General features: G+C 70.9%; 23 protein-coding genes. 15 read left to right on the top strand and 8 right to left on the bottom strand.

What is annotated here, in order from left to right; translation table 11 throughout:
• Positions 1–182: 182 nt before the first annotated feature.
• From C5E10_RS07110 to C5E10_RS07075, 8 genes are all read left to right on the top strand, one after another.
• Positions 183–1196 carry a siderophore ABC transporter substrate-binding protein gene (locus C5E10_RS07110; protein ID WP_104331046.1) on the top strand — a complete coding sequence of 338 codons (1014 nt, stop codon included), beginning with the start codon at positions 183–185 and terminating at the stop codon, positions 1194–1196.
• 164 nt (positions 1197–1360) lie between these two features.
• A complete protein-coding gene (locus C5E10_RS07105) occupies positions 1361–2374 on the top strand; it encodes an ABC transporter permease (RefSeq protein WP_104331045.1) in 1014 nt (337 codons plus the stop codon).
• On the top strand, positions 2367–3416 hold the full coding sequence (locus tag C5E10_RS07100) for an iron chelate uptake ABC transporter family permease subunit (RefSeq protein ID WP_104331044.1): 1050 nt from the start codon (positions 2367–2369) through the stop codon (positions 3414–3416). The genes C5E10_RS07105 and C5E10_RS07100 overlap by 8 nt, the downstream gene beginning before the upstream one ends.
• A gap of 34 nt (positions 3417–3450) precedes the next feature.
• Positions 3451–4209 carry an ABC transporter ATP-binding protein gene (locus C5E10_RS07095; protein ID WP_104331043.1) on the top strand — a complete coding sequence of 253 codons (759 nt, stop codon included), beginning with the start codon at positions 3451–3453 and terminating at the stop codon, positions 4207–4209.
• 55 nt (positions 4210–4264) lie between these two features.
• Positions 4265–5209 (top strand): ABC transporter substrate-binding protein, encoded by a 945-nt coding sequence (locus C5E10_RS07090; protein WP_104331042.1) that lies wholly within the window; start codon positions 4265–4267, stop codon positions 5207–5209.
• Positions 5206–6252 (top strand): iron ABC transporter permease, encoded by a 1047-nt coding sequence (locus tag C5E10_RS07085; RefSeq protein ID WP_258071028.1) that lies wholly within the window; start codon positions 5206–5208, stop codon positions 6250–6252. The genes C5E10_RS07090 and C5E10_RS07085 overlap by 4 nt, the downstream gene beginning before the upstream one ends.
• Positions 6249–7334 (top strand): iron chelate uptake ABC transporter family permease subunit, encoded by a 1086-nt coding sequence (locus C5E10_RS07080; RefSeq protein ID WP_104331041.1) that lies wholly within the window; start codon positions 6249–6251, stop codon positions 7332–7334. The genes C5E10_RS07085 and C5E10_RS07080 overlap by 4 nt, the downstream gene beginning before the upstream one ends.
• The gene (locus tag C5E10_RS07075; RefSeq protein WP_104331040.1) at positions 7327–8217 is read left to right on the top strand and encodes an ABC transporter ATP-binding protein; all 891 of its coding nucleotides are present in this window, start codon (positions 7327–7329) and stop codon (positions 8215–8217) included. Before C5E10_RS07080 ends, C5E10_RS07075 begins: the two co-directional genes overlap by 8 nt.
• Here C5E10_RS07075 and C5E10_RS07070 read toward each other — a convergent pair.
• A complete protein-coding gene (locus C5E10_RS07070; protein ID WP_104331039.1) occupies positions 8214–8963 on the bottom strand; it encodes a glutamine amidotransferase in 750 nt (249 codons plus the stop codon). The genes C5E10_RS07075 and C5E10_RS07070 overlap by 4 nt on opposite strands.
• A gap of 78 nt (positions 8964–9041) precedes the next feature.
• Positions 9042–9710 carry a GntR family transcriptional regulator gene (locus C5E10_RS07065; protein ID WP_236558243.1) on the bottom strand — a complete coding sequence of 223 codons (669 nt, stop codon included), beginning with the start codon at positions 9708–9710 and terminating at the stop codon, positions 9042–9044.
• Positions 9711–9882: 172 nt separating this feature from the next.
• Here C5E10_RS07065 and C5E10_RS07060 point away from each other — a divergent pair, with 172 nt between their 5' ends.
• From C5E10_RS07060 to C5E10_RS07040, 5 genes are read left to right on the top strand one after another with little or no spacing between them, the layout of a single operon-like run.
• Entirely contained in the window at positions 9883–11175 is a 1293-nt protein-coding gene (locus C5E10_RS07060) for an NRAMP family divalent metal transporter (protein ID WP_104331038.1), read from the top strand.
• 28 nt (positions 11176–11203) lie between these two features.
• Positions 11204–11998 carry a LamB/YcsF family protein gene (locus C5E10_RS07055; protein ID WP_104331037.1) on the top strand — a complete coding sequence of 265 codons (795 nt, stop codon included), beginning with the start codon at positions 11204–11206 and terminating at the stop codon, positions 11996–11998.
• A 4-nt stretch (positions 11999–12002) separates the two neighbouring features.
• Positions 12003–13637 carry a 5-oxoprolinase/urea amidolyase family protein gene (locus tag C5E10_RS07050; protein WP_104331036.1) on the top strand — a complete coding sequence of 545 codons (1635 nt, stop codon included), beginning with the start codon at positions 12003–12005 and terminating at the stop codon, positions 13635–13637.
• Positions 13634–15412 carry a biotin carboxylase N-terminal domain-containing protein gene (locus C5E10_RS07045; RefSeq protein WP_258071027.1) on the top strand — a complete coding sequence of 593 codons (1779 nt, stop codon included), beginning with the start codon at positions 13634–13636 and terminating at the stop codon, positions 15410–15412. The genes C5E10_RS07050 and C5E10_RS07045 overlap by 4 nt, the downstream gene beginning before the upstream one ends.
• A gap of 52 nt (positions 15413–15464) precedes the next feature.
• Positions 15465–15845, top strand: a complete 381-nt coding sequence (locus C5E10_RS07040; protein ID WP_104331035.1) for a VOC family protein — start codon at positions 15465–15467, stop codon at positions 15843–15845.
• Here C5E10_RS07040 and C5E10_RS07035 read toward each other — a convergent pair.
• The 3 genes from C5E10_RS07035 to C5E10_RS07025 all read right to left on the bottom strand — a co-directional run bounded on the left by C5E10_RS07035 (position 15842) and on the right by C5E10_RS07025 (position 18859).
• Positions 15842–16846, bottom strand: coding sequence for a Gfo/Idh/MocA family protein (locus C5E10_RS07035; protein WP_104331034.1), 1005 nt, complete (start codon positions 16844–16846; stop codon positions 15842–15844). The two genes, C5E10_RS07040 and C5E10_RS07035, sit on opposite strands and share 4 nt — an antisense overlap.
• 133 nt (positions 16847–16979) lie before the next feature.
• On the bottom strand, positions 16980–17651 hold the full coding sequence (locus tag C5E10_RS07030; protein WP_236558238.1) for a response regulator transcription factor: 672 nt from the start codon (positions 17649–17651) through the stop codon (positions 16980–16982).
• Positions 17648–18859, bottom strand: a complete 1212-nt coding sequence (locus C5E10_RS07025) for a sensor histidine kinase (protein WP_104331033.1) — start codon at positions 18857–18859, stop codon at positions 17648–17650. Before C5E10_RS07025 ends, C5E10_RS07030 begins: the two co-directional genes overlap by 4 nt.
• A gap of 117 nt (positions 18860–18976) precedes the next feature.
• Here C5E10_RS07025 and C5E10_RS07020 point away from each other — a divergent pair, with 117 nt between their 5' ends.
• Entirely contained in the window at positions 18977–19777 is an 801-nt protein-coding gene (locus C5E10_RS07020) for a GAP family protein (protein WP_104331032.1), read from the top strand.
• A 39-nt stretch (positions 19778–19816) separates the two neighbouring features.
• Here the strand turns inward: C5E10_RS07020 and C5E10_RS07015 are convergent, their stop codons facing one another.
• The 3 genes from C5E10_RS07015 to C5E10_RS07005 form a co-directional block, all read right to left on the bottom strand.
• Positions 19817–20257, bottom strand: a complete 441-nt coding sequence (locus C5E10_RS07015) for a thioredoxin family protein (protein ID WP_146080186.1) — start codon at positions 20255–20257, stop codon at positions 19817–19819.
• Positions 20258–20323: 66 nt separating this feature from the next.
• Positions 20324–20752 carry a thioredoxin family protein gene (locus C5E10_RS07010; RefSeq protein WP_104331031.1) on the bottom strand — a complete coding sequence of 143 codons (429 nt, stop codon included), beginning with the start codon at positions 20750–20752 and terminating at the stop codon, positions 20324–20326.
• Positions 20753–20763: 11 nt separating this feature from the next.
• A complete protein-coding gene (locus C5E10_RS07005; RefSeq protein ID WP_104331030.1) occupies positions 20764–21255 on the bottom strand; it encodes a DUF4395 domain-containing protein in 492 nt (163 codons plus the stop codon).
• A 170-nt stretch (positions 21256–21425) separates the two neighbouring features.
• Here C5E10_RS07005 and C5E10_RS07000 point away from each other — a divergent pair, with 170 nt between their 5' ends.
• Complete coding sequence (locus C5E10_RS07000; protein ID WP_104331029.1) at positions 21426–22355, top strand: aldo/keto reductase family oxidoreductase; 930 nt, start codon at positions 21426–21428, stop codon at positions 22353–22355.
• Positions 22356–22450 lie beyond the last annotated feature (95 nt).

Raw genomic sequence — 22450 nt, 5'->3', positions numbered from 1 at the left:
GCCGCCCCTGACCACGACCCCGAACTTAAGATAGGCTCGCCTTACTCAAAGCCGAGTCGTGTTGGACGTTCAACGCGACGCGCAGGCTTGGCCCGTCCGCCCCCAAAGCGCCCGTGCGGCCCCTGCAACGGCTCCACTCTCTGTGCGCGCAGCACAGCACATCCCCGAACCGAGGATCCGCCATGCCCGAAACGCTCACGACTCCCACGCGGCGCACGGCCGCCCGCTTCCAGGGTGCCGGCCTGCTCGCCATCTCCACGCTCCTCCTCGCCGGATGCGCCCCAGCGGCCACCGGGGCCGCACCCGAGGAGACCGCTGCCCCCGCGTCCGGAACCGTCACCATCACCGACAACCACGGGGAGATCGAGGTTCCCGTCAACCCCGAGCGCGTCATCGCCCTCGACAACACGACGTTCCAGACCCTCAGCGACTGGGGCATCAACGTCGTCGCAGCCCCCAAGCCGCTCATGGAGAGCGTCTGGCCCGACCTCGCCGGCGGCGACGAGGTGCTCGACGTCGGCCTCCACCGCGAGCCCGACCTCGAGGCCGTCATCGAAGCCGAGCCCGACCTCATCATCGGCGGCTACCGCTTCCAGGACTACTACGAAGACCTCAAGGACATCCAGCCCAAGACCATCGAGATCAACCCCCGCGACGGCGAGGAGGCCACAAGCGAGCTGAAGCGCCAGGTCGAGATCCTCGGCCAGATCTTCGACAAGGAAGCGGAAGCCGCCGAGACGGTCGCCGCCTTCGACACCGCCATCGCCGACGCCAAGAGCGCATACAACGGCACCGACACGGTCGTCGGCCTCATCACCTCCGGCGGCGAGATCGCCTACGCGGCACCCGGCGAGGGACGCGGCGTCGGCCAGCTCTTCCCCACGATCGGCCTCACCCCCGCCATCGACCAGGCCGCTGAAGACGCCTCCCACGGCGACGACATCAGCGTCGAGGCCATCGCCCAGGCCAGCCCCGAGTGGATGATCGTGCTCGACCGCGACGCCGGCACCGGCGAAGAGGGCGCTGCGGCAGCAGCCGATCTGATCGCCGGCGCCGAGGCCCTGCAGAACGTGCCAGCCGTGCAGAAGAACCAGATCGTCTACCTCGACCCGACCTTCTACCTCGACGAGGGCATCCAGGCCTACACGGGCCTGTACACGGACGTCGCAGCGGCGTTCTCCGGCGCGAGCAGCTAGCCACGCTCCGGGCTCTCGTGCCCCGCCGCTCCCCTGGTGCCCTCGCGGCACCCGAGCGGCGGGGCACGAACCGGCCCCGGGTATCCCGGGGTCTCCCGCCGCGACAGCCGCGCGGCACTCCTCCGCACGGCCCCCCTCCGCACGTCACCCACGACAGCGAGCGAATGACAGCAACAGCCCCACCCCCAGCAGCGCCGGCGCCCCGAGCCGCGTCGAAGCCGCACGTGCCGCTCCTCAACCGGCGAGGGGCGCTCCCCATCGGCATCGTCACGGTCGCCGGTCTCGCCGTCCTGTCGCTCTACGTCGGCGCGTACGACATCGCCGGCAACGAGTTCGGCGGCGAGATGATCTGGATCTCCCGGGTTCCTCGAACCGTCTCGCTCGTGCTCGCGGGCTGCGCGATGAGCGTCTCCGGCCTCATCCTGCAGCTGCTCACCCAGAACCGCTTCGTGGAACCCACGACGACCGGCACCACCGAGTGGTCGGCCCTCGGCCTGCTCGTGAGCTACATCGTCGCCCCAGCGGCCGGCCTCACGACCCGCATGGTCATGGCCAGCGTCTCGGCCTTCATCGGCACCATGGTGTTCCTCGCCGTGCTGCGCCGCGTCGCACTCCGCTCCGCCCTCATCGTGCCGCTCATCGGCATCATGCTCGGCGCCGTCGTCTCCGCCTTCACGACCTGGCTCGCCATCGAGACGAACTACCTGCAGATGCTCGGCACCTGGTTCATGGGCAGCTTCACGAGCGTCGTCCGCGGCCGCTACGAGGTGCTGTGGATCGTCGCCGTCATCGTCGTCATCGCGTACTTCGTCGCCGACCGCTTCACCGTCGCGGGCCTCGGCAAGGACATCGCCACGAACTTCGGGCTCAACTACACCCTCGTCATGTTCATCGGCACGGCCCTCGTCGCGATCGCCACCGGCGTCACCACCGTCGTGGTCGGCTTCCTGCCCTTCCTCGGGCTCATCGTGCCGAACCTCGTCTCCATGGCGCGCGGCGACAACCTCAGATCGAACCTGCCCTGGGTGTGCGTGCTCGGCGTCGGCATCATCATCGTCTGCGACATCATCGGCCGCGTCATCCGCATGCCCTTCGAGCTGCCCGTCTCCATGATCCTCGGCATGGTCGGCGCCGCCGTCTTCATCACCCTCCTGCTCCGGATGCGTCGCAATGGCTGAGACCGTGCCCCGCCTCCCGAGATCCACGTCCCGTCGCATCGGCGACCAGGTCAGCGACGCCAGCCGCCCCGCGAAAGCTCCCCGACTCTGGCTGCGCTTCAGCATCCTCGGCGCCCTCGTCGTCCTCGCCGCCGTCGGCGTCCTCACCTACGACATCGCCATGGAGCCCGGCAGCCGCGGATTCTGGCTTGCCGTGAACCTGCGCGTCGTGACCGTCGCGACCGTCGTCGTCGTCGCCGCCTGCCAGGCCGTCGCGACCGTGCTGTTCCACACCGCGACCGGCAACCGCATCCTCACCCCCTCGATCATGGGGTTCGACGCGATCTACGTCGTCTTCCAGACCGCGCTCGTGTTCTTCCTCGGCGGCGCCGCGCTCGCCTCCACCGACGGCCTACCCAAGGTGTTCCTGCAGAGCTTCCTCATGGTGGGCTTCGCGACGCTGCTCTACACGTGGCTGTTCTCCGGCAAACGCGGCAACCTGCACATCATGCTGCTCATCGGCGTCGTCTTCGGGGTGGGCTTCGGCTCGCTCTCCACGTTCATGCAGCGCCTCCTCACCCCGAGCGAGTTCGACGTGCTCTCCGCGAAGCTCTTCGGAAACCTCAGCAACTCGAACCCCGAGTACCTGCCGTGGGCGGCACTCATCATCGCGGTCGTGCTCGCCTTCATCTGGCGCACCCGGAACACCCTCGACGTGCTCGCCCTCGGCCGCGACACCGCCGTCAACCTCGGCGTCGCCTACAAGCGCAAGGTCACGGTGCTGCTCATCCTGACGGCCGTGCTCATCTCCATCTCGACCACCCTCGTCGGCCCCATGACGTTCTTCGGGTTCATCGTCGCGACCCTCGCCTACCAGCTGACGGGCTCGTCCCTGCACAAGCACGTCATCCCGTTCGCGATGCTGCTCGGCATGCTGACGCTGCTCGGCGGCTACTTCGTGCTGCGCCACGTGTTCTACGCGGCCGGGTCCCTCTCGATCATCATCGAGTTCGTCGGCGGCCTGTTCTTCATCTGCTACTTGCTCCGTAAAGGTGCGCTGTGACTCCGACTGGCTACCTCCTCCGAAAGGGTGCTCTGTGATCTCGCTCTCGAACGTCACCAAGACCTACGGCAAGACCACCGTGCTCGGCCCCGTGACCCTCGACATCCCGGCTGGCGGCATCACGGCGCTCGTCGGGCCGAACGGCGCAGGCAAGTCGACGCTCCTCACGATCGTCGGCAGGCTGACGGATGCGAGCACCGGCACCGTCACCGTTGGCGGACACGACGTCACGAAGGCCAGGAGCCGAGACCTCGCGAAGGTCGTCTCGATCCTCCGCCAGGAGAACCACTTCGTCACCCGGCTCACGGTGCGCGAGCTCGTCGGCTTCGGTCGCTTCCCCCATTCGCAGGGGCGCCTCACCGCCGACGACAAGGTGCACATCGACCGTGCCATCGAGTTCCTCGACCTGGCGGCGCTCGAGCACCGCTACCTCGACCAGCTCTCCGGCGGGCAGCGCCAACGCGCCTACGTTGCCATGGTGCTCGCCCAGGACACCGACTACATCCTCCTCGACGAGCCCCTCAACAACCTCGACATGAAGCACGCAGTCGCCATGATGGGCCAGCTGCGCCGCGCCGCCGACGAGCTCGGGAAGACGTTTGTCATCGTCATCCACGACATCAACTTCGCGGCCGCCTACGCCGACAACATCGTCGCGCTCACCGACGGCCAGCTCGCGCACTTGGGCAGCCCGAGCGAGCTCATGACCACCGAGACGCTCGAGCAGGTCTTCGGCACCCCCATCCAGGTGCGCCACGACGGCGACTACCCGCTCGCCGTCTACTACCGGTAAGCACTCGCCGGCCGCGCATCCCTCTCCCCATCCCACCCCACGGAAGTCGTTCACCATGCACACACGCACCACACGCAGAGCCGCAACGCTCATCGCCTCCGCAGCCCTCACGGGACTGCTGCTCGCCGGATGCTCGACCGGAGCCGCGGACGCCCCGACCGCAGGAGACGCTGAAGGCACCGCGTCCGGGACCCGCTCCGTCGAGCACGCCCGCGGCACGGCTGAGGTCCCGACCGACCCCCAGCGCGTCGTCGTCCTCGAACCCGTCGAGCTCGACACTGCCGTGGCCCTCGGCGTCACCCCCGTCGGGGCAGCAGTCGCGAGCAACGTCGCCGGAGTGCCCGAGTACCTGGGCGTCGACGGCGTCGAGCCCGTCGGTACGGTGCCGGAGCCCGACCTCGAGGCCATCGCCGCCCTCAAGCCCGACCTCATCCTCGGCACGGAGTCGCGGCACTCGAAGCTCTACGAGCAGCTCGGAGCCATCGCCCCCACCGTCTTCATGGCGAGCCAGGCCGACCCATGGCAGGAGAACGTCCTCCTCATCGGCGAAGCCCTCGGGCAGCAGGACGAGGCACAGGAGCTGCTGACCGGCTTCAACGACCGCTGCGAGGAGATCAAGACCGAGTTCGGCGTCGACGGCAAGACCGCCAACCTCATCCGCCCCCGCGACGAGACCACGCTGAGCCTCTACGGCCCGACCTCGTTCGCCGGCGGCGCGCTCGAATGCGCCGGCCTCACCATCCCCGAGCAGGAATGGGAAGACGGACTCCAGGCCGACCTCTCCCCCGAGAACATTCTCGACGCCAAGGCCGACTACGTGTTCGTGACGACCGCCGACGTCGACGACGCATCGACCATCCCCACCGCGATCACCCAGAACGCCGCCGAGTTCCCCTCGGTGACCCTCGTCGACACCAGCTACTGGGTGTCCGGCGTCGGCCCCAAGGGCGGCGCGCTCGTGCTCGAAGACATCGAGCGCTTCCTCGAAACCCAGCGGTGACGCTCCTCCACACCGATCGCACCCCGGCTCGGCTCAGGGCGGGGTCACGAGCGCGCGCAACCACCGGCGCCCTCGTGCTCCTCGCCCTGCTCGTGACCGCAGTTGCACTCTCCCTCATGCTCGGCTCCAACGCGCTCCCGCCGCACGTCGTGCTCGACGTGCTGCGGGGCGGCGGGTCCTCCGAAGCGCGCTACGTCGTCGCCGAGCTCCGGGTGCCGCGCACGGTCACGGGCATCGTCGTCGGCGTCGCCCTCGGCGTCGCCGGAGCACTCATCCAGGCCTTCACCCGCAACCCCCTCGCCGACCCAGGCATCCTCGGCGTCAATGCAGGGGCCGCATTCGCGATCGCCATCGGGGTGGCATTCCTCGGCCTCCGAGACATCTCGTCGTTCGTGTGGCTCGGCTTCCTCGGCGCCCTCATCGTGACCGTCGCCGTGTACCTCATCGGCTCCTCCAGCCGGGGCCCCGCCGACCCCATCCGCCTCACCCTGGCAGGGGTGGCCCTCGGCGCCGTGTTCTCGGGGATGACCACCGGCATGACCCTCAGCAACCCGGATGCCTTCGAGCAGATGCGGTCCTGGAACGCGGGCTCGCTGCTCGGCCGCGGCTTCGACGTCCTGCTGCCCGTGCTCCCCTTCATCGCGCTCGCAGTGCTCGGCGCCCTCCTGCTCACCCCCGGCCTCAACGCGCTCGCCCTCGGGGAGGACGTGGCCCGCTCCCAGGGCGCCAACGTCGGCGCGATCCGGATCGGCGTCATCCTCGCCGTCACCGTGCTCGCGGGAACGGCGACCGCACTGGCCGGCCCCATCTCGTTCATCGGCCTCATGGTGCCGCACGTCGCACGGTGGCTGTTCGGCGTCGACCAGCGTGTCATCCTCGTCATCTCCGTGGTCCTCGCCCCCGTCATCGTGCTCCTCTCGGACGTGCTCGGCCGCGTCCTCATCGCGCCCGCCGAGATCCCCGTCGGCATCGTCACGGCATTCGTCGGAGCCCCGATCCTGATCGCCCTCGCCCGGCAACGGAAGGCGAGCACCCTCTCATGACAGCGACCCGCACCCCGAACAGCACCGAGGACCGCCTCGAGCCCGTCGACCTCGGCTACCGGCAGCTCCGCCTCGGGGCCGGCCCCATCGCCGTCTCCTTCCGCCTGCGCAGCGCCATCGTCGGTGCGGCCGTGGCCGCGGCCGTGCTGGTCCTCGGAATCCTGGGCCTGGGGCTCGGCACGTATCCGCTCAGCCCCGATGCCGTCGTCCGCGCCCTGCTCGGCGGTGGCGACGCACTCGACCGCACCGTCGTCTACGAGTGGCGACTCGCTCGGGTCATCGCGGCCATCACCCTCGGCGCCTTCCTCGCCGTCGCCGGCGCCCTCTTCCAGACGGTCACGAGGAACCCGCTCGCGAGCCCCGACATCCTCGGCCTCTCCAACGGCGCCTTCACGGGCATGCTCGTGAGCGTCGTCGTGTTCTCCGCATCCTGGCCGCTCATGACCGCCGGTGCGGTGATCGGCGGCCTCCTCACCGCCCTCGTGATCTGGGCGTTCGCGCATCGCGGTGGCGCGCAGGGGTTCCGCCTCATCGTGATCGGCATCGGCGTCTCGGCCATGCTCGCCTCCGCGAACACGTGGATGCTGCTCGAGGTCGAGCTCGAGACCGCCATGTTCGCCTCCGCGTGGGGCGCCGGCACCCTCAACGGCGTGACCGGCCCGCCCCTCGCCGGCGCGATCGCCTGCGGCGTCCCGCTGTTCGCCGTGCTGCTCTTCCTCGCCCCGCAGCTGCGTCAGCTCGACCTCGGCGACGACGTGGCCGCCGCCACCGGTGCCAGGCCGCAGCTCGTCCGCGCGCTTGTCCTGCTCGCCGCGGTCGGCCTCGTGTCGATCTCGACCGCCGTCATCGGCCCCGTCGCCTTCATCGCCCTGGCGGCTCCCCAGATCGCGCGTCGCATCGCGCGCACCCCGTACCTGTCGCTGCCGCTCGCGGCCCTGGTCGGGGCCCTGCTCCTTCTCGCCTCCGACCTCATCGCCCAGCACGTCCTTCCCGTCACACTGCCGGTTGGGGTCGTGACGGTCTCCGTCGGCGGCCTCTACCTCGTCGTCACCATCGTCCAGGAGATCCGCCGCCGTGCCTGAGCACAAGCCACCACCCACCGCCCGCACGACCCGAGAGCGCGCCACGCTCCCCGCCTCGTCACGCCTCAGCGCCGAGGACATCACCCTCGGCTACGACGGCAGACCGATCATCGAGCACCTGAGCGCCGTGATCCCCGACGGCTCCTTCACCGTCATCATCGGCCCGAACGCGTGCGGCAAGTCCACCCTGCTCCGCGGCCTGTCCCGCCTGCTCGCGCCGGACGCCGGCCGGGTCGTGCTGGACGGGAAGGCCATCACGAGCATGCGGGCGAAGGACGTCGCCCGCCGCCTCGGCCTGCTGCCGCAGTCGGCCCTGGCTCCGGATGGCATCACCGTCGCCGACCTCGTCGGCCGCGGCAGGTTCGCGCACCAGCGTCTCCTGCGCCAATGGTCCGAGTCCGACGAGCGAGCGGTCCGCGATGCCCTCGACGCGACAGGCACCCTGCCATTGGCGTCGAGACGCGTCGACGAGCTCTCCGGCGGTCAGCGCCAGCGGGTCTGGGTCGCGATGGTCCTCGCGCAGGAGACCGAGCTCCTCCTGCTCGACGAGCCGACGACGTTCCTCGACATCGCGCACCAGGTCGAGCTCATGGAGCTCTTCGCGCACCTCAACCGGCAGGGCCGCACGGTCGTCGCCGTGCTGCACGACCTCAACCACGCCGCGCGCTACGCCGATCACATCATCGCGATGCGCGACGGGCGCATCCTCGCCTCCGGCACACCCCGCGACGTCGTGACGAGCGAACGGGTCGAGGAGATCTACGGCCTGCCGAACGTCGTCATAGAGGACCCCATCACGGGCGGGCCGCTTGTCGTGCCGCGCGGGATGCCCCACCCTCGCTCGGCGGAGAGCGCACGGGAGGGCATGGGCTCCCCGGCCTAGTTCTCGCCGGCGTCGTTCCCACCGGATTCGGTCCCGCCGGCGGCGACGGGATCGAGCGCGTCGAGCCAGCCACCGACGACGGTCCGCGCGGCGGCCGTGAGGCGTGGGCCGAGCGCAAGCGCATCCGCGCGGATCTCCCGCGGGTCGAGCTCGTGGATGGCCAGCTCGTAGGCGTTCGCGATGAGCCAGGTCTCGACCATCCGCGGGTCGACCTCGAGGTGGAACTGCAGGCCGAGCAGGTTCCGGCCCGCGGCGAACGCCTGGTTCGGGAAGCCGGGGGTCTCGGCGAGTCGCTCGGCTCCTGCGGGGATCTCGAACTGGTCGCCGTGCCAGTGCAGCACCGGCACGTCGGCGAGGCCGCCAAGCACCGAAGCTGCCCCATCCGGGGTCAGCGTGAGCGGCGAGAAGCCGATCTCGACTCGCCCCGTCGGCGCGACCGCTGCCCCCATGGCTGCCGCCATGAGCTGGGCCCCGAGGCAGACGCCCAGCGTGGGCCGGTCTGCTTCGACGCGAGCCCTGATGGCGGCGATCTCGGGGGTCAGGAACGGGTATCGCTCCGCATCTCCCACCCCGATCGGCCCGCCGAGCACCACGACGAGGTCGGCGTCGACGAGCAGCTCGGCAGAGAACTCGTCCTGCCCGGCCTCAAGGTAGCGGATGTCGTAGCCGCGCTCCGTGAGCACGTCACGAAGCAGCCCGAGGTCCTCGAAGACGACGTGGCGGACGACCAGAGCGGTGAGGGACACGGCGGGCTCCTTCGGGTTGGGTGCGACTCGAGGCGACGAGTCGGGCGTCAGTGCAGGGCATGGGGTCAGGGCGTTAGGTCAGAGCGTCGGCGCCGGGGCGATGCGTGCGTAGGCGGCGAGCACGGTGCGCTCGGAGCGCACGAGGTACTCGTCGAGGGCCTCCGCCGCCCCGGCCGTATCGCCGGCGAGGTGGAGCTCCAGCACGCGCTGGTTGAGCTCGATGTAGGGCGCGTGCAGGTACTCGAGGTCCTCAAGGAAGCCGAACGCGAGCCGCAGCTCCGCCGAGACGTTCGCGTAGACGCGGTCGAGGCGCTCGCTGTCCGCGAGCGCGACGATCGCCGTGTGGAACGCCATGTTGGCCGTGCCGACCGCCGCCCAGTCGCCGGCCTCTCGCCCTCGGATGGCGTGCTCGACGGCCTCGCGCATCCGCGCCCCGGCCGGGTGCCGCCCCGGGGCGGCGCGCAGGGCCTGCACCTCGATCATGCGTCGGACCCGGTAGATGTCGAGGATCGAGGCCAGTGAGGGGATGGCGACGAAGACGCCCGCGTTGGGGCGCCGGGTGAGCAGCCGCTCCGCCGTGAGCATGCGGAAGGCCTCGCGGAGGGTGTTGCGCGAGACGTCGAGTCGCTCGGTCATGGCGCTCTCCGAGAGGCGTTGCCCTGGGACGATCTCGCCCGTGACGATCATCTGGCGGAGGCTCGAGGCCGCCCGTTCCGCCCTGTCGAGGGTCTCGTCGGCTGCGTTCACGCTTCGCACTCTACCGGCGGCGCTCCGCGGCGACCCGTTCCACGAAATACCCCCGATACATCTTGTAACAAGACATTTACGCGTCTATCGTTGAACAATCTGTTGCTCAGCGTTGAACAACCGTAGGGTTGCCGCAATCACTCGCTGCTCCCCTACCGAACTGGAACGAGTCATGACCTCCACACCTCCTCCCGCTTCCCCGGCGTCCCCAGCGTCCGGCTCCTCTGCCGCCGACGAGGCGAGCACCCCCGAGAAGCTCAAGCAGTACGCCAAAGCCCGCCGCACCTCGCTGGTCGGCGCGCTCTTCCTCATGGCCACCTCGGCCATCGGCCCCGGCTTCATCACCCAGACGGCGACCTTCACCCAGCAGCTCGGCGCCGCGTTCGCCTTCGGCATCCTCATCTCGGTGCTCATCGACCTCGCCGTCCAGCTCAACATCTGGCGCATGATCACGCTCTCCGGCAAGCGCGCGAGCGCACTCGCCAACGACGCCCTCCCCGGCAGCGGCTACGTGCTCGCCGTGCTCATCGTCATCGGCGGCCTCGTCTTCAACATCGGCAACATCGGCGGCGCCGGGCTCGGCCTGAACGTGCTGCTCGGCCTCGACGTCAAGGTCGGCGCCGTCATCAGCGCCGCCATCGCGATCGCCATCTTCCTCATCAAGCGCGCCGGCATCGTCATGGACCGGGTCGTCATCGTGGCCGGCGTCGCGATGATCCTGCTCACCGTGATCGTCGCCATCGTCGCGCAGCCGCCAATCGGCGACGCACTCCGCCAGACCGTCCTCCCCGACACCATCAACTTCGCGACCATCACGACGATCGTCGGCGGCACCGTCGGCGGGTACATCGTCTACTCGGGAGCGCACAAGCTGCTCGACTCCGGCAACGCCGGACCTGAGCACATCAGGGAAGTCAACCGCGCGGCCGTGACCGGCATCCTCATCACGGGCATCATGCGCTACGTGCTGTTCCTCGCCATCCTCGGCGTCGTCGCGAGCGGCGTCGTGCTCGACACGACCCTCAACCCGGCAGCAGACGCCTTCCAGGCTGCAGCCGGCGAGGCCGGCTTCCGCATCTTCGGCGCCATCTTCTGGCTCGCCGCCCTCACGAGCATCATCGGCGCCGCCTACACCTCGGTGTCGTTCCTGCCGGTCTTCTCGAAGCGCATCGCCGGCCGCACCGCCGACTTCTGGACCGTGGGCTTCATCCTCTTCTCGCTGGCCATCTACCTGTCGATCGGCACCCCGCCCGCGACGCTCCTCGTGTTCGTCGGCGGCTTCAACGGCCTCATCCTGCCGATCGGCCTCACCCTGTTCATGTACATCGGCTGGTTCCGCCCGTCGAAGCTGGGCGGCGCGAAGTACCCGAAGTGGCTGCTCATCATCGGCACGCTCGCGACGCTCATCACCTGGTACATGGCCGTCAACGCGGTCGGACCGATCTTCGACCTCCTCAACACCTGATCCGTATCCCGAGCGAAAGGCTGACCACATGAACGCACGCTCCATCGACCTCAACAGCGACCTCGGCGAGGGCTTCGGCCGCTGGACCCTCGGCGACGACCAGGAGATGCTCGGCATCGTCACGAGCGCGAATGTCGCCTGCGGCTTCCACGCCGGCGACCCGCGCGCCATCCGCGCCACCGTCAAGGGGGCGGCCGATGCGGGGGTCGCGATCGGCGCGCACGTCGGCTACCGCGACCTGGCCGGCTTCGGGCGTCGCAACATCGACGTCGCCTCCGACGACCTCGTCGCCGATGTGGTCTACCAGATCGGCGCCCTGCAGGCACTCGCCGCCGCCGAGGGGACCAGCGTGCGCTACGTCAAGCCGCACGGCGCCCTCTACAACACGATCGTGCACGACGAGCGACAGGCGGCGGACGTCGTCGAGGCCGTCCGCCTCGTCGACCCGAGCCTCGTGCTCCTCGGCATGCCGGGCTCGGCCGTGCTCCGCCTCGCCGCCGAGGCGGGCATCCCCACCGCGATCGAGGCGTTCGCCGACCGCGCGTACACGCCGCAGGGCACGCTCGTCTCCCGTCGGGAGCCCGGCGCCGTGCTGCACGACGTCGACGAGGTCGCGAAGCGCATGGTGCGCCTTGCGACCGATGGCCTGCTGGAGGCGATCGACGGCAGCACGCTCGAGCTGCGGGCCGATTCGATCTGCGTGCACGGCGACAGCCCCGGGGCCACCGACATGGCGAAGCAGGTGCGGCGCGCGCTCACCGAGGCTGGCGTCGAGCTTCGCCCGTTCGCGGGCGCCACAGCAGCCGCCGGCAAGCTGGCCTGACCCCATGAGAGTCCTCACCGCCCGCGACGATGCGGTCCTCATCGAGTGCACCAGCCTCGACGAGACGATCGCGCTCTTCGACGCCCTGACCGCACTGCGCATCCCCGGTGTCGGCGAGATGGTGCCGGGTGCCCGCACCCTGCTCGTCCCGTTCCGGCCGGCCCGGGTCACCGCCGAGGAGATCGAGGCCGCCGCGGCGGCAGCCGACCTCAGCGGCGTGCGCACGGGAGAGCCGAGGCGCCTCGAGATCCCGACGCGGTACGACGGTGAGGACCTCGCGGAGGTCGCCGAGCTCCTCGGCATCTCCACCGACGAAGTCGTGCGCCGCCACACGAGCTCGACCTTCACGGTCGGATTCGTGGGCTTCGCGCCAGGCTTCGCGTACCTGACGGGCGACGACCCCGTGCTCGACGTGCCGCGCCGGTCGACGCCCCGCACGCGCATCCCCGCGGGCTCCGTCGCACTGGCAGGCACGTACAGCGGCGTCTACCCGCGCGAGAGCCCCGGCGGGTGGCAGCTCATCGGCACCACCGAGGTGCCCATGTGGGACCTCGACCGCGACCCGGCCGCGTTCATGGCGCCGGGAGACCTCGTCACGTTCAGTGTCGCCGCCGCGACCGAGCGGGCGCGCTCGACCCTGAGCGCTGCCAGGGCGAACGCACCCCGGGAGGCCGAACCCGAGCATCCCAGGAGCAGCGCCGACCGCGAGTCCGCCCTCGAGGTGGTCTCCCCCGGCTTGCAGACCCTGTTCCAGGACCTCGGACGCGCCGGCTACGCCAGCATGGGCGTCTCCGTCTCCGGGGCACTGGATGCGCCAGCCCACCGCCAGGCGAACCGCCTCGTCGGCAACGCTGCGGCAGCCCCCACCCTCGAGGTCGCCTACGGTGGGCTCGTGCTGCGGGCGCGCGGCGCGCAGGTCGTGGCGGTGACGGGAGCCGAGGTGCCCCTGACCGTGTCCGGCGCCGTTGCCCGCACCGCCCCGTTCGGAGCGGCGTTCGCGCTGGACGACGGCGACGAGCTGCAGCTCGGCTCCCCCGACGCAGGCGTGCGCAGCTACCTCGCGGTGCGCGGCGGGTTCGACGCACCCCCGGTGCTCGAGAGCCTCGCGACCGACCTCCTCGCGGGGCTCGGCCCCGACGCGCTGCAAGCCGGCGACGTGCTCGGCGTCCTCGCGCCGCACGCCACCCTCGTCGCTGCGAGCCCCGTCGCGGACGCCCCGCCGCGGGAGCTTCCCCGGGCCGGCGGTGACACCGTAGAGCTGCGCATCGTGCTCGGCCCCCGTGACGACTGGTTCTCGGCCGAGGAGATCGAGCGGTTCACGAGCCAGGACTGGCATGTGACGCCGCAATCGAACCGGGTCGGCGTGCGACTCGAAGGCGACGCCCTGACCCGAGCGAAAAGCGGCGAGCTGCCCAGCGAGGGCTGCGTCAGCGGCGCGATCCAGATGCCCCCGAACGGGCAGCCGGTGCTCTTCCTCGCAGACCACCCCCTTACCGGCGGCTACCCCGTGCTCGGGGCCGTCATCACCGACGACCTCCCCCTCGCGGGCCAGCTGCCCGTCGGCGCCGCCGTGCGATTCCGCATCGTGGCACCACGAACCCACACACCACGCACCCAGACTCCAGGAGAACTCCGATGACCCGCATCACCAAGGTCCTCATCGCGAACCGCGGCGAGATCGCCGTGCGCGTCGCCCGCGCCTGCGCCGACTACGGGGTCGCCTCCGTTGCCGTGTACGCCGACGGCGACGCCGATGCGCTCCACGTGCGCCTCGCCGACGAGGCCGTGCCGCTCGAGGGCGCGACCTCGAAGGAGACCTACCTCGACGCCGACAAGCTCCTCGCCGCGGCCAAGGCGACGGGCGCCGACGCCGTGCACCCGGGCTACGGCTTCCTCTCCGAGAACGCCGAGTTCGCGCGCGCCGTCGAGGGCGCGGGGCTCGTCTGGATCGGCCCGTCGCCCGAGGCGATCGAGCTGCTCGGCGACAAGATCTCGGCCCGCCGCCTCGCCGAGCAGGTCGGCGCGCCGCTCGTCGCCGGAACCAGCGGCCCCGTCGACTCCCCCGCAGAGGCGAGCGCCTTCGCGGAGGAGCACGGCCTCCCCATCGCGATCAAGGCCGCGTTCGGGGGCGGTGGCCGCGGCCTGCGCGTCGCGCGCCGCCTCGACGAGGTCGAGGAGCTCTTCGCCGCAGCCGGGCGAGAAGCCGTCGCCGCCTTCGGCCGGGGCGAGTGCTTCGTCGAGCAGTTCCTCGAGTCGCCGCGCCACATCGAGGCGCAGGTGCTCGCCGACGAGCACGGCAACGTCGTCGTCGTCGGCACCCGCGACTGCTCGCTGCAGCGCCGCAACCAGAAGCTCGTCGAGGAGGCGCCCGCCCCCTTCCTGACCGCGGAGCAGCGGGAGCGCATCCACACCTCGGCCCGCGACATCTGCGCGGCCGCCGGCTACCGCAGCGCCGGCACCGTCGAGTTCCTCCTCGACGCGAACGGCGTCATCTCGTTCCTCGAGGTCAACACGCGCCTGCAGGTCGAGCATCCCGTCACCGAGGAGACCGCGGGTGTCGACCTCGTCGTCCAGCAGCTCCGCATCGCCGACGGGCTCACGCTCGACGCAGCCGAGTTCGCACCCCGCGGGCACTCGCTCGAGTTCCGCATCAACGCCGAGGATCCGGCGCGCGGCTTCCTTCCAGGGCCGGGCACCATCTCGCTGTTCCGAGCACCGTCCGGACCGGGCGTCCGCGTCGACTCGGGCGTCGAGACCGGCTCCGTGGTCTCCGGCCAGTTCGACTCCATGCTCGCGAAGCTCATCGTCACCGGCGCGACCCGCGATGAGGCGCTCCGCCGCGCGCGCCGCGCCCTCGCCGAGTTCGAGGTCGAAGGCGTGCCGACGGTGCTGCCCTTCCACCGTGCGGTGCTCGACGACCCGGACTTCGTCGGCGACAAGAGCGCCGAGGGCGTCCCCGGCTTCGGCGTGCACACGCAGTGGATCGAGACGACCTTCGCCGAGCGCATCCCGGAGCAGTCGCTCTCGGTCGAACCGACAGACCCGTCCGTCGTGTCGACCTGGATCGAGCTCGACGGGCGACGCGTCGCCATGCGGCTCCCCACGACGCTCTTCGCCGCCGGCGGCTCGGCTGCCGCGGCGTCGCCTGCCGGTGCGGCAGGTTCTGCGGGGGCAGCGGATGCTGGCAGCGAGTCCGGCTCGTCGGTCACGGCCCCAATGGCGGGCACGCTCCTGCGCTGGCTCGTGGAGGACGGCGCCGAGGTCGAGGCGGGGACTGCCGTCGCCGTCGTCGAGGCGATGAAGATGGAGACGCCTGTTCAGGTCACGGCCGCTGGCGTCCTCCGCCAGCGCGCCGAGGCGGGGAGCCCCATCGCAGCTGGCGAGGTGCTCGCGGAACTCGCCGCGGCGAGCTGATCTCCTGCCAGGCGACGGTGAAATGTCGGTGGCTGCGGGCAGACTGGTTCGCATGACGGAACCAGCCGCCCGCGCCCACCATTCCATCGACTACCTCGAGTTCGGAGTCACCGACCTCGCCGTGGCCAAGCAGTTCTACGGCGATGCCTTCGGGTGGAGCTTCAACGACTACGGCCCCGGCCCCAACTACGTCGGCATCCGGCGACCCGGCGGTGACGCGGCCGACGAGGTGGGCGGCTTCCGACTCGACCCCCAGGTCACGCCAGGCGGGGCGCTTGTGCTGCTCTACTCCGACGACCTCGAGGCGAGCGTCGCGCAGGTGCGCGCGGCCGGCGGCGAGGTCGTGAGCGGGCCGTACGAGTTCCCCGGTGGCCGCCGCTTTCACTTCACCGACCCTGCGGGCAACGAGCTCGGGGTCTGGTCGAGCTCCTAGCGCGAGACCGAGCTGGAACGAGCGGCCGCGATGCGCGCCCGCACCTCGTCGAGCGTTCGCATGATGGCGATCGACTCGTCGAGCGGCATGCGCGGGCTCTCGAGCTCGCCGGCGCTGAGGCACCGTTCGACCTCGAGCGCCTGGAACTGCATGCCGCGGCCCACATGCTGCGGCTTGTCGAAGCGGAGGAGCTCGCGCTGCCCTCGGCCGCCGTCGTAGACCGTGAACGAGGTCGACGCGTAGAAGACCGAGTCGATGTCGATCCAGCCGTCCGAGCCGACGATGGCCGCGCGGTTCGAGCCGGGCGCATCCATGCGCGTGAGGGTCGCCGAGGTGCGGTGAGCACCATGACGCAGGAGCACGGAGGCGGAGAGATCGACCCCGAGCTCCGAGGCCTCGCCGTCGACGAGCATCGAGGTGGGCTCGCCGAGATACCTCGAGGCGAAGGAGACGCCGTAGACGCCGAGGTCCGCCATGACGCCACCGCCGAGCTCGGGGTTCCCGTGTCGGCTCGTCGGGGCAACGTCGAGGTTCTGGAAGTGCGAGCTCGAGACGCTCACGAGCTCGCCGATCGAACCGCGCTCGAGGACGTCGCCGATCGCGTCGGCCGTCGGCAGGAAGCGCGTCCACATGGCCTCCATCGCGAACACGCCCTTGGCGCGGGCCGCCGCGACGACCCGCACGGCTTCGGGGGCGTCGTTGGTGAACGACTTCTCCACGAGCACCGGCTTCCCGCCGTCGATCGCGAGCAGCGCCTGCTCGGCGTGGAATGCCTGCGGCGTCGCGATGTAGATAACGTCGACGCCTGGGTCGGCAACAAGCGCCTCGTAGCTGCCGTAGGAGGTCGGAATCGACAGCTCGGCGGCGAACTCGGCCGCGCGCCTCGCATCCCGAGACGCAACCGCCGCCACCTCCAGGCCCTGCGCCACGAGGTCGCCCACGAAGGTCCTCGCGATGTTGCCCGCCCCGAGAATTCCCCACCGCACCCGTTCAGTCGTCACGGAAAAACCCTAGCCGGGCACCGCGCGCACCGCGAGAGCTCCGCGCGTCGAGCAGGAGGCCTTCTCGAATGGCAAGACGGAGCAGACCTCCGACGTCGCCAGGTGAGCCCCGTCTCGCGGATGCGGGCGCGCGTCAGTCGCTGAGGCCAGCCCGACGCGCGAGCACGGCGGCCTCCATCCTGGACACGACGCCGAGCTTCGCGAGCACCCGCGACACGTGGGTCTTCGCCGTGGAGGCGCTGATGTGCATCCGCTGGCCGATGCCGGAGTTCGACAGCCCCTCGCCCAGCGCGGAGAGCACCTCCCGCTCTCGCGCCGTGAGCTCGGCGAGTCCGGGCACCTCCGGAGTCGGCGTCGGAGCGCCGTCAGCCGTCTGCGCGAAGCGATCGAGGAGACGCCGTGTCACCTCCGGCGACAGTGCTCCCTCGCCCCGAGCCACCGCCTCGACTGCGGCCTGGAGGGCCGGCCCCGACGTCGTCTTCAGCAGGAACCCGGCGGCCCCTGCCCGCACGGCGCCGAACACGTACTCGTCGAGGTCGAAGGTGGTGAGCACCAGCACCTGCGCGAGCGAGTCGGCGACGATGGCTCGCGTGGCCTCGATGCCGTCGGTGCCCGGCATGCGGACGTCCATGAGCACGACGTCGGGTCGCAGGGCCCGCGCGTTCCTGATCGCCGCGGCCCCGTCGCCGGCCTCCCCCACGACCTCGATGCCGTGGGCCTCGAGCAGCAGCCGCAGCCCGGCCCGGATCGCGGCGTGGTCGTCGGCGACGAGCACACGGATGGGTCCGTCGATCTCCTCGGTCACGATGTGCTCCCCTCGGGTCGTTCAGTGGTCTGCGCCCTCGCGCCCGCGGTGCGCGGCACTGTGGCGGCGACTCGCCACCCTGCGCCCTCTGGCGTCGGCCCAGCCTCGAGGTGGCCGCCGAGGCGCTCCGCCCGCTCGCGGATGAGACCGAGCCCGTTGCCGGTGCCCGGCGCAGCCTCCATCCGGGTGCCGCCCGTCGAGGTCACGACGACGGAAAGCCAGTCCGCCCGCTCCTCGAAGCGCACCTCGACGACGGCCCCCGGCGAGTGCCGCCCGGCGTTCGAGACGGCCTCGGCCACCACCCGGGCGAGGGCCTGCTCCGTGGCAGCGGATGCGCTCGGCAGCTCCCCGACGATGCTCGCCTCGACCGAGTCCGCCGAGGCTACGAGCTCCGCGACCTGAGCCAGCCTCGGCGGCGCCGCGACCTCCCCGTCGCCGGCGCCGCTTCGAAGGATGAGGATCATCGACCGCATCTCGTCGAGCCCGTCGAGGGCCGAGTCACGGATCGCCTGCAGCGCCCCCGCCTCCCGGCCTCGCACCCCTGACCCCGCGAGAGCCGCCTCCGAGGTGATGGCGATCGCCGAGAGGTTGGCCGCCACCACGTCGTGGAGGTCGCGGGCCATGCGCTCGCGTTCGTCGCGTACCGCCTCCTCCCGCTCCAGCACGAGCAGACGCTCGGCGTCGTCGGCGCGAGCTTCCTGCACCCGCGCGAGCTCCGCGCTCTGACGCACCGAGCTCGCCCACCAGAGTGGCGTTCCGAAGATAGCGAGGGCCTGCAGTCCGAAGAACACGCCCTGCCGAAGCGCCTCGCCGAGCAGCACGGGCACGGCGACGGCCGCCACCACGGCCACCGCGACGAGCACCTGCACCGCTCGGAGCGCCGCCGGCGGGCTGTACCGGCCGACGATAAAGAGGGCATCCAGCACCAGAACGGCCCCGCCGATGACGCCGACGAGCACGAAGGCGGACACCGAAATGGTCACGCAGATGAGCAGCACCAGCACGGGGAAGCGCCGCTTCTGGGTGAGCGCCAGCCCGCCGAGCGCAACCGCACCGAGGCTCAGCGCGATGTGCTGGGGCGAGTCGAACAGCGCCAGCAGGACGGCAGCCGCGATCGCGAAGAGCGTGGTCGTCGCGTCCTCGTCGGGCCGCCAACCGGCGCGGAGGTGCCGGGTTCCCGGCGCGACGGCGCTCTGCGGTTCGGTCATGGCACCATCCCAGCACACGGACGCCAACGCGCGGTCACCCGAACGATGTACGCCAGCACCGCGGCTGGCATCCTTCAGCGGATGCGGCCGGGAGCCGGCGCGCAGGAGGGTTGCGGCATGTCCACTGAACTCCTGCTCTCGCTCCTCGGTCTCGCGCTCGTCGACAGCCTGAGCGCGGGCACGCTCCTCATCCCGATCTTCTTCCTGCTCGCGACCGGCCGCATCCGCTTCGGGCGCATCCTCACCTACCTGGGCACGATTGCCGGCTTCTACTTCCTCGTCGGGCTCGCCCTCACGGCCGGCGCCTCCGCGTTCCTGGAGAACGCGGCTGCCGTGCTCGAGACCCCCACGGCCTACGCCGTTCAGCTGGTGGTCGGCGGTGGACTGCTTGTCGTGGGCATCTGCATGCCGACCAAGAAGCGGGACCGGGTGGCGGCAGGGGCCGGGGCCGCTCAGGACGGGAGCGCACTGCCCGGAGGCGCGCTGTCGGCAGACCCGGGGCAATCGGCGAAGCCCGCCAAGGGCAGGCTCTCCCGCTGGCGCGACCGCGCCCTGGGAGACGGCCCACCCGTGACCGTCATCGCGCTCGCGCTGGCGGCGGGGCTCATCGAGCTCGCGACGATGATCCCGTACCTGGCGGCGGTCGGCCTCCTCACGGGCTCGGGGCTCGGCATCGCCGGTTCGGCTCCGCTCCTCGCCGCCTACTGCGTGGTCATGGTCGCGCCGGCGCTGCTCCTGCTCCTCGGCCGCGTCGCCGCTCGACGCGCGGTCGAACCGCGCCTGCGTCGGCTCGCCGACTGGCTGAGCCGAAACGCCGCGGAGAACACGGCCTGGATCATCGCCCTCGTCGGCTTCTTCCTGCTCCGAGACGCGCTCGCGCACTCGGCGAGCTTCGACTTCTGGCCGTTCAACACCTGACGGCCGCGGTGCCGGCGCGGGTTGCCACCAAGACCGCCGTCAGCGCACGCTGAGCTCGATGAGCTGCGCCTCCACCGACTCACGCAGCGGGGACCCGTCGAAGCGACCGGCGCGGTTCCCGTCGGCGTCGAGGAGCAGCACCGTCGGGGTCACGACGATGTCGTAGGGCAGCACGAGTTCGGGCCGGATGCTCGTGTCGACTTCCGCGAGCACAACCCCCGCCGAGGTCGCCGCGACGTCCTGCAGCATCCACCTCGTGGCGGCGCACTCCGCGCTGTCGGGGGCGGTGAAGAGCACGATCGTCGCGCGACGGCCGGGCAGCACGTCCTCGGGCAGGAGCTCGAGGTCGATCTCGGACTGCTCGGGCTCGGGCTCGCCTTCGCCGTCGAAGCGGCTCACCCCTCGTCGCGCGACCCACCCGACGACGGCGACGATGAGCACAAGCGCCATGATCACGAGCAACACCACTGATCCGTCCACGCGCTCAGCCTCCCATACTCGGGGGTTCGGAGGTCAGGTCTGCGGGCGTTCGCGTCACGAGCTGAGCTACAGGAGCTGCGCCTCGAGCTCAGCTCGTCTCGGAGGCCCGCCGATGCGTGCGACCCGCTTGCCGTCGGCGTCGAGCACCAGCACGGTCGGCGTCTGCCGCACGTCGTAGCTCCTGGCCAGATCCTGACGGTCGGTGAGGTCGACCTCGGCCACGACGACGCCGGGGGCCGTCGAGGCGAGCTGGTCGAGCATCCGCTTCGTGGCGGGGCACCTCGCGCAGAACTCCGTGGAGAAGAGGATGACCGTGGCGCTGTCCCCCGGCTCGACGCCGGCCCCGAGCAGGCGCAGGTCCGTGGCCCCCGCGGCTGCACCGGCTGGATCACGCGAGGTCTTCAGGCGACCGTTCGTCCGCTGCAGGACGACGCCGATGACGCTGGCGACGACGACGAGTCCGACGAGCACCATGACGGCGAGCGAGGCATCCACGGGCGCCTCCTTCAGGCCTGCACGCCGCGCGGGCGGATGACGCCGACCCGGAGGAGCAGGACGTACAGCTGGCAGCCGAGGCAGTAGCCGAAGGCGGCGTTCAGGAAGGCCGCGATGAAGGCTGCCCCCGCGGCCACTGGCACGGCGAGCGGAACACCGAGCACGTGCAGCACGACGCCGACGAGGGTCACCGCGAACCCGACTCCCTGCGCGAACGTCGGCGGCGCCGCCTCCTCCGTCTCGGCGGGTGGCGCGAGCCGCGGTCGGATCACCGCGGCGAAGAATCGCCCGTAGGGGTGCCGCTGGATGCCCGCGAATGCACCCCACGCGAAGAGCGCCGTCAGGGCGGTGAGCAGGAGGAAGCCGGGCTGCACGAGCCTGCCCGCCACCGTCTCCGCTGCCGGGGCGACGAGGCCGAGGAAGACGGTGACGAGGAGCAGGACAGCCGTGATCGCTGCCCCGAACCGCGGCCCGCGTGGGTCGATGCGAGTCTGTGCCGACATGATGCTCCGTCTTCCAGGGGTGACCTCGGCGACGGCTTCGAGCGAAGCCAGCCCCCGGGGTGGCAGCGGATGCTGTGCCGAAATGGTAGGCGCGCGCGGCCCCGAGGGGAACGACTGTGACGCTCCGCGACGACCAGGTTCGGCGGGAGGTGGCTTGAGATGATGCCAGCATGAAGACCTTCACTCTCCCCCAGACCGACGTGCGTGCCTCGAGCATCGTCCTCGGTCTCATGCGCATCATGGACCTCGACGACGAGCAGCTGCGCACCCTCGTGGGCACGGCCCTCGACGCCGGCGTCAACGTCCTCGACCACGCCGACATCTACGGCGGCGAGCGCCACGCCTGCGAGCGTCGCTTCGGCGAGGCCATCCGCCTGTCACCTGCCGAGCGCGAGCAGGTGCTCATCCAGTCGAAGGTGGGCATCCGCGAGGGCTACTTCGACTTCTCGGCCGAGCACATCCTGCGCACGGTCGACGAGTCGCTCGAGGCCCTCGGCACCGAGTACCTCGACGTGCTCCTGCTGCACCGTCCCGACACGCTCGTCGAGCCCGAGGAGGTGGCGACGGCGTTCAACGAGCTGCACAACCGCGGCAAGGTCCGCCACTTCGGCGTCTCCAACCACACGCCAGGTCAGGTCGAGCTGCTGAAGTCGGTGGTCGCGCAGCCCCTCATCATCAACCAGGTGCAGCTCAGCATCACCCACGCTCCGATCATCGCGTCGGGGATCGCCGCCAACATGGTCGGCCTCGACCAGTCCATCGACCGTGACAACGGCATGCTCGACTACGCGCGCCTCAACGGCATCACCCTGCAGGCGTGGTCGCCGTTCCAGAAGGGGTTCTTCGACGGCGTCTTCCTCGGCGACCGCGAGCACTTCGCCGAGCTCAACGACGTGCTGGAGGCGCTTGCCGACAAGTACGGCGTCACGCCGATGGGCATCGCGACGGCCTGGATCACTCGTCATCCCGCGAACATCCAGGTGGTGCTCGGCACGACGACCCCGTCGCGCGTCGCCGAGTCGGCCGCGGGCTCGGATGTGCACCTGACGCGCGAGGAGTACTACCGCATCTTCACTGCGGCCGGCCACACGTTGCCGTAGCGTCGGCACGCTCCGGAGCCTGTCCGCGCGCCTGCCTGAGCCTCCCGGAGCGCAGAGTTGTGGCCCGGTGCTGCTCCCGTGATCGGGAGCAGCAC

Source organism: Pseudoclavibacter sp. RFBG4 (assembly GCF_002931515.1).
In the GTDB taxonomy this organism is placed as follows: Bacteria; Actinomycetota; Actinomycetes; order Actinomycetales; family Microbacteriaceae; genus Pseudoclavibacter.
The sequence above is the reverse complement of the archived record's forward strand: the minus strand, read 5'-3'. Positions and strand labels throughout refer to the sequence as shown.

What these genes read in the sequence shown, in the direction of transcription:
- C5E10_RS07050 (WP_104331036.1), top strand. Translation starts at nt 12,003, where the DNA reads ATGAGAGTCCTCACCGCCCGCGACGATGCGGTCCTCATCGAGTGCACC.
- C5E10_RS07100 (WP_104331044.1), top strand. Translation starts at nt 2,367, where the DNA reads ATGGCTGAGACCGTGCCCCGCCTCCCGAGATCCACGTCCCGTCGCATC.
- C5E10_RS07090 (WP_104331042.1), top strand. Translation starts at nt 4,265, where the DNA reads ATGCACACACGCACCACACGCAGAGCCGCAACGCTCATCGCCTCCGCA.
- C5E10_RS07040 (WP_104331035.1), top strand. Translation starts at nt 15,465, where the DNA reads ATGACGGAACCAGCCGCCCGCGCCCACCATTCCATCGACTACCTCGAG.
- C5E10_RS07020 (WP_104331032.1), top strand. Translation starts at nt 18,977, where the DNA reads ATGTCCACTGAACTCCTGCTCTCGCTCCTCGGTCTCGCGCTCGTCGAC.
- C5E10_RS07005 (WP_104331030.1), bottom strand. Translation starts at nt 21,255, where the DNA reads ATGTCGGCACAGACTCGCATCGACCCACGCGGGCCGCGGTTCGGGGCA.
- C5E10_RS07105 (WP_104331045.1), top strand. Translation starts at nt 1,361, where the DNA reads ATGACAGCAACAGCCCCACCCCCAGCAGCGCCGGCGCCCCGAGCCGCG.
- C5E10_RS07080 (WP_104331041.1), top strand. Translation starts at nt 6,249, where the DNA reads ATGACAGCGACCCGCACCCCGAACAGCACCGAGGACCGCCTCGAGCCC.
- C5E10_RS07000 (WP_104331029.1), top strand. Translation starts at nt 21,426, where the DNA reads ATGAAGACCTTCACTCTCCCCCAGACCGACGTGCGTGCCTCGAGCATC.
- C5E10_RS07025 (WP_104331033.1), bottom strand. Translation starts at nt 18,859, where the DNA reads ATGACCGAACCGCAGAGCGCCGTCGCGCCGGGAACCCGGCACCTCCGC.
- C5E10_RS07045 (WP_258071027.1), top strand. Translation starts at nt 13,634, where the DNA reads ATGACCCGCATCACCAAGGTCCTCATCGCGAACCGCGGCGAGATCGCC.
- C5E10_RS07055 (WP_104331037.1), top strand. Translation starts at nt 11,204, where the DNA reads ATGAACGCACGCTCCATCGACCTCAACAGCGACCTCGGCGAGGGCTTC.
- C5E10_RS07110 (WP_104331046.1), top strand. Translation starts at nt 183, where the DNA reads ATGCCCGAAACGCTCACGACTCCCACGCGGCGCACGGCCGCCCGCTTC.
- C5E10_RS07060 (WP_104331038.1), top strand. Translation starts at nt 9,883, where the DNA reads ATGACCTCCACACCTCCTCCCGCTTCCCCGGCGTCCCCAGCGTCCGGC.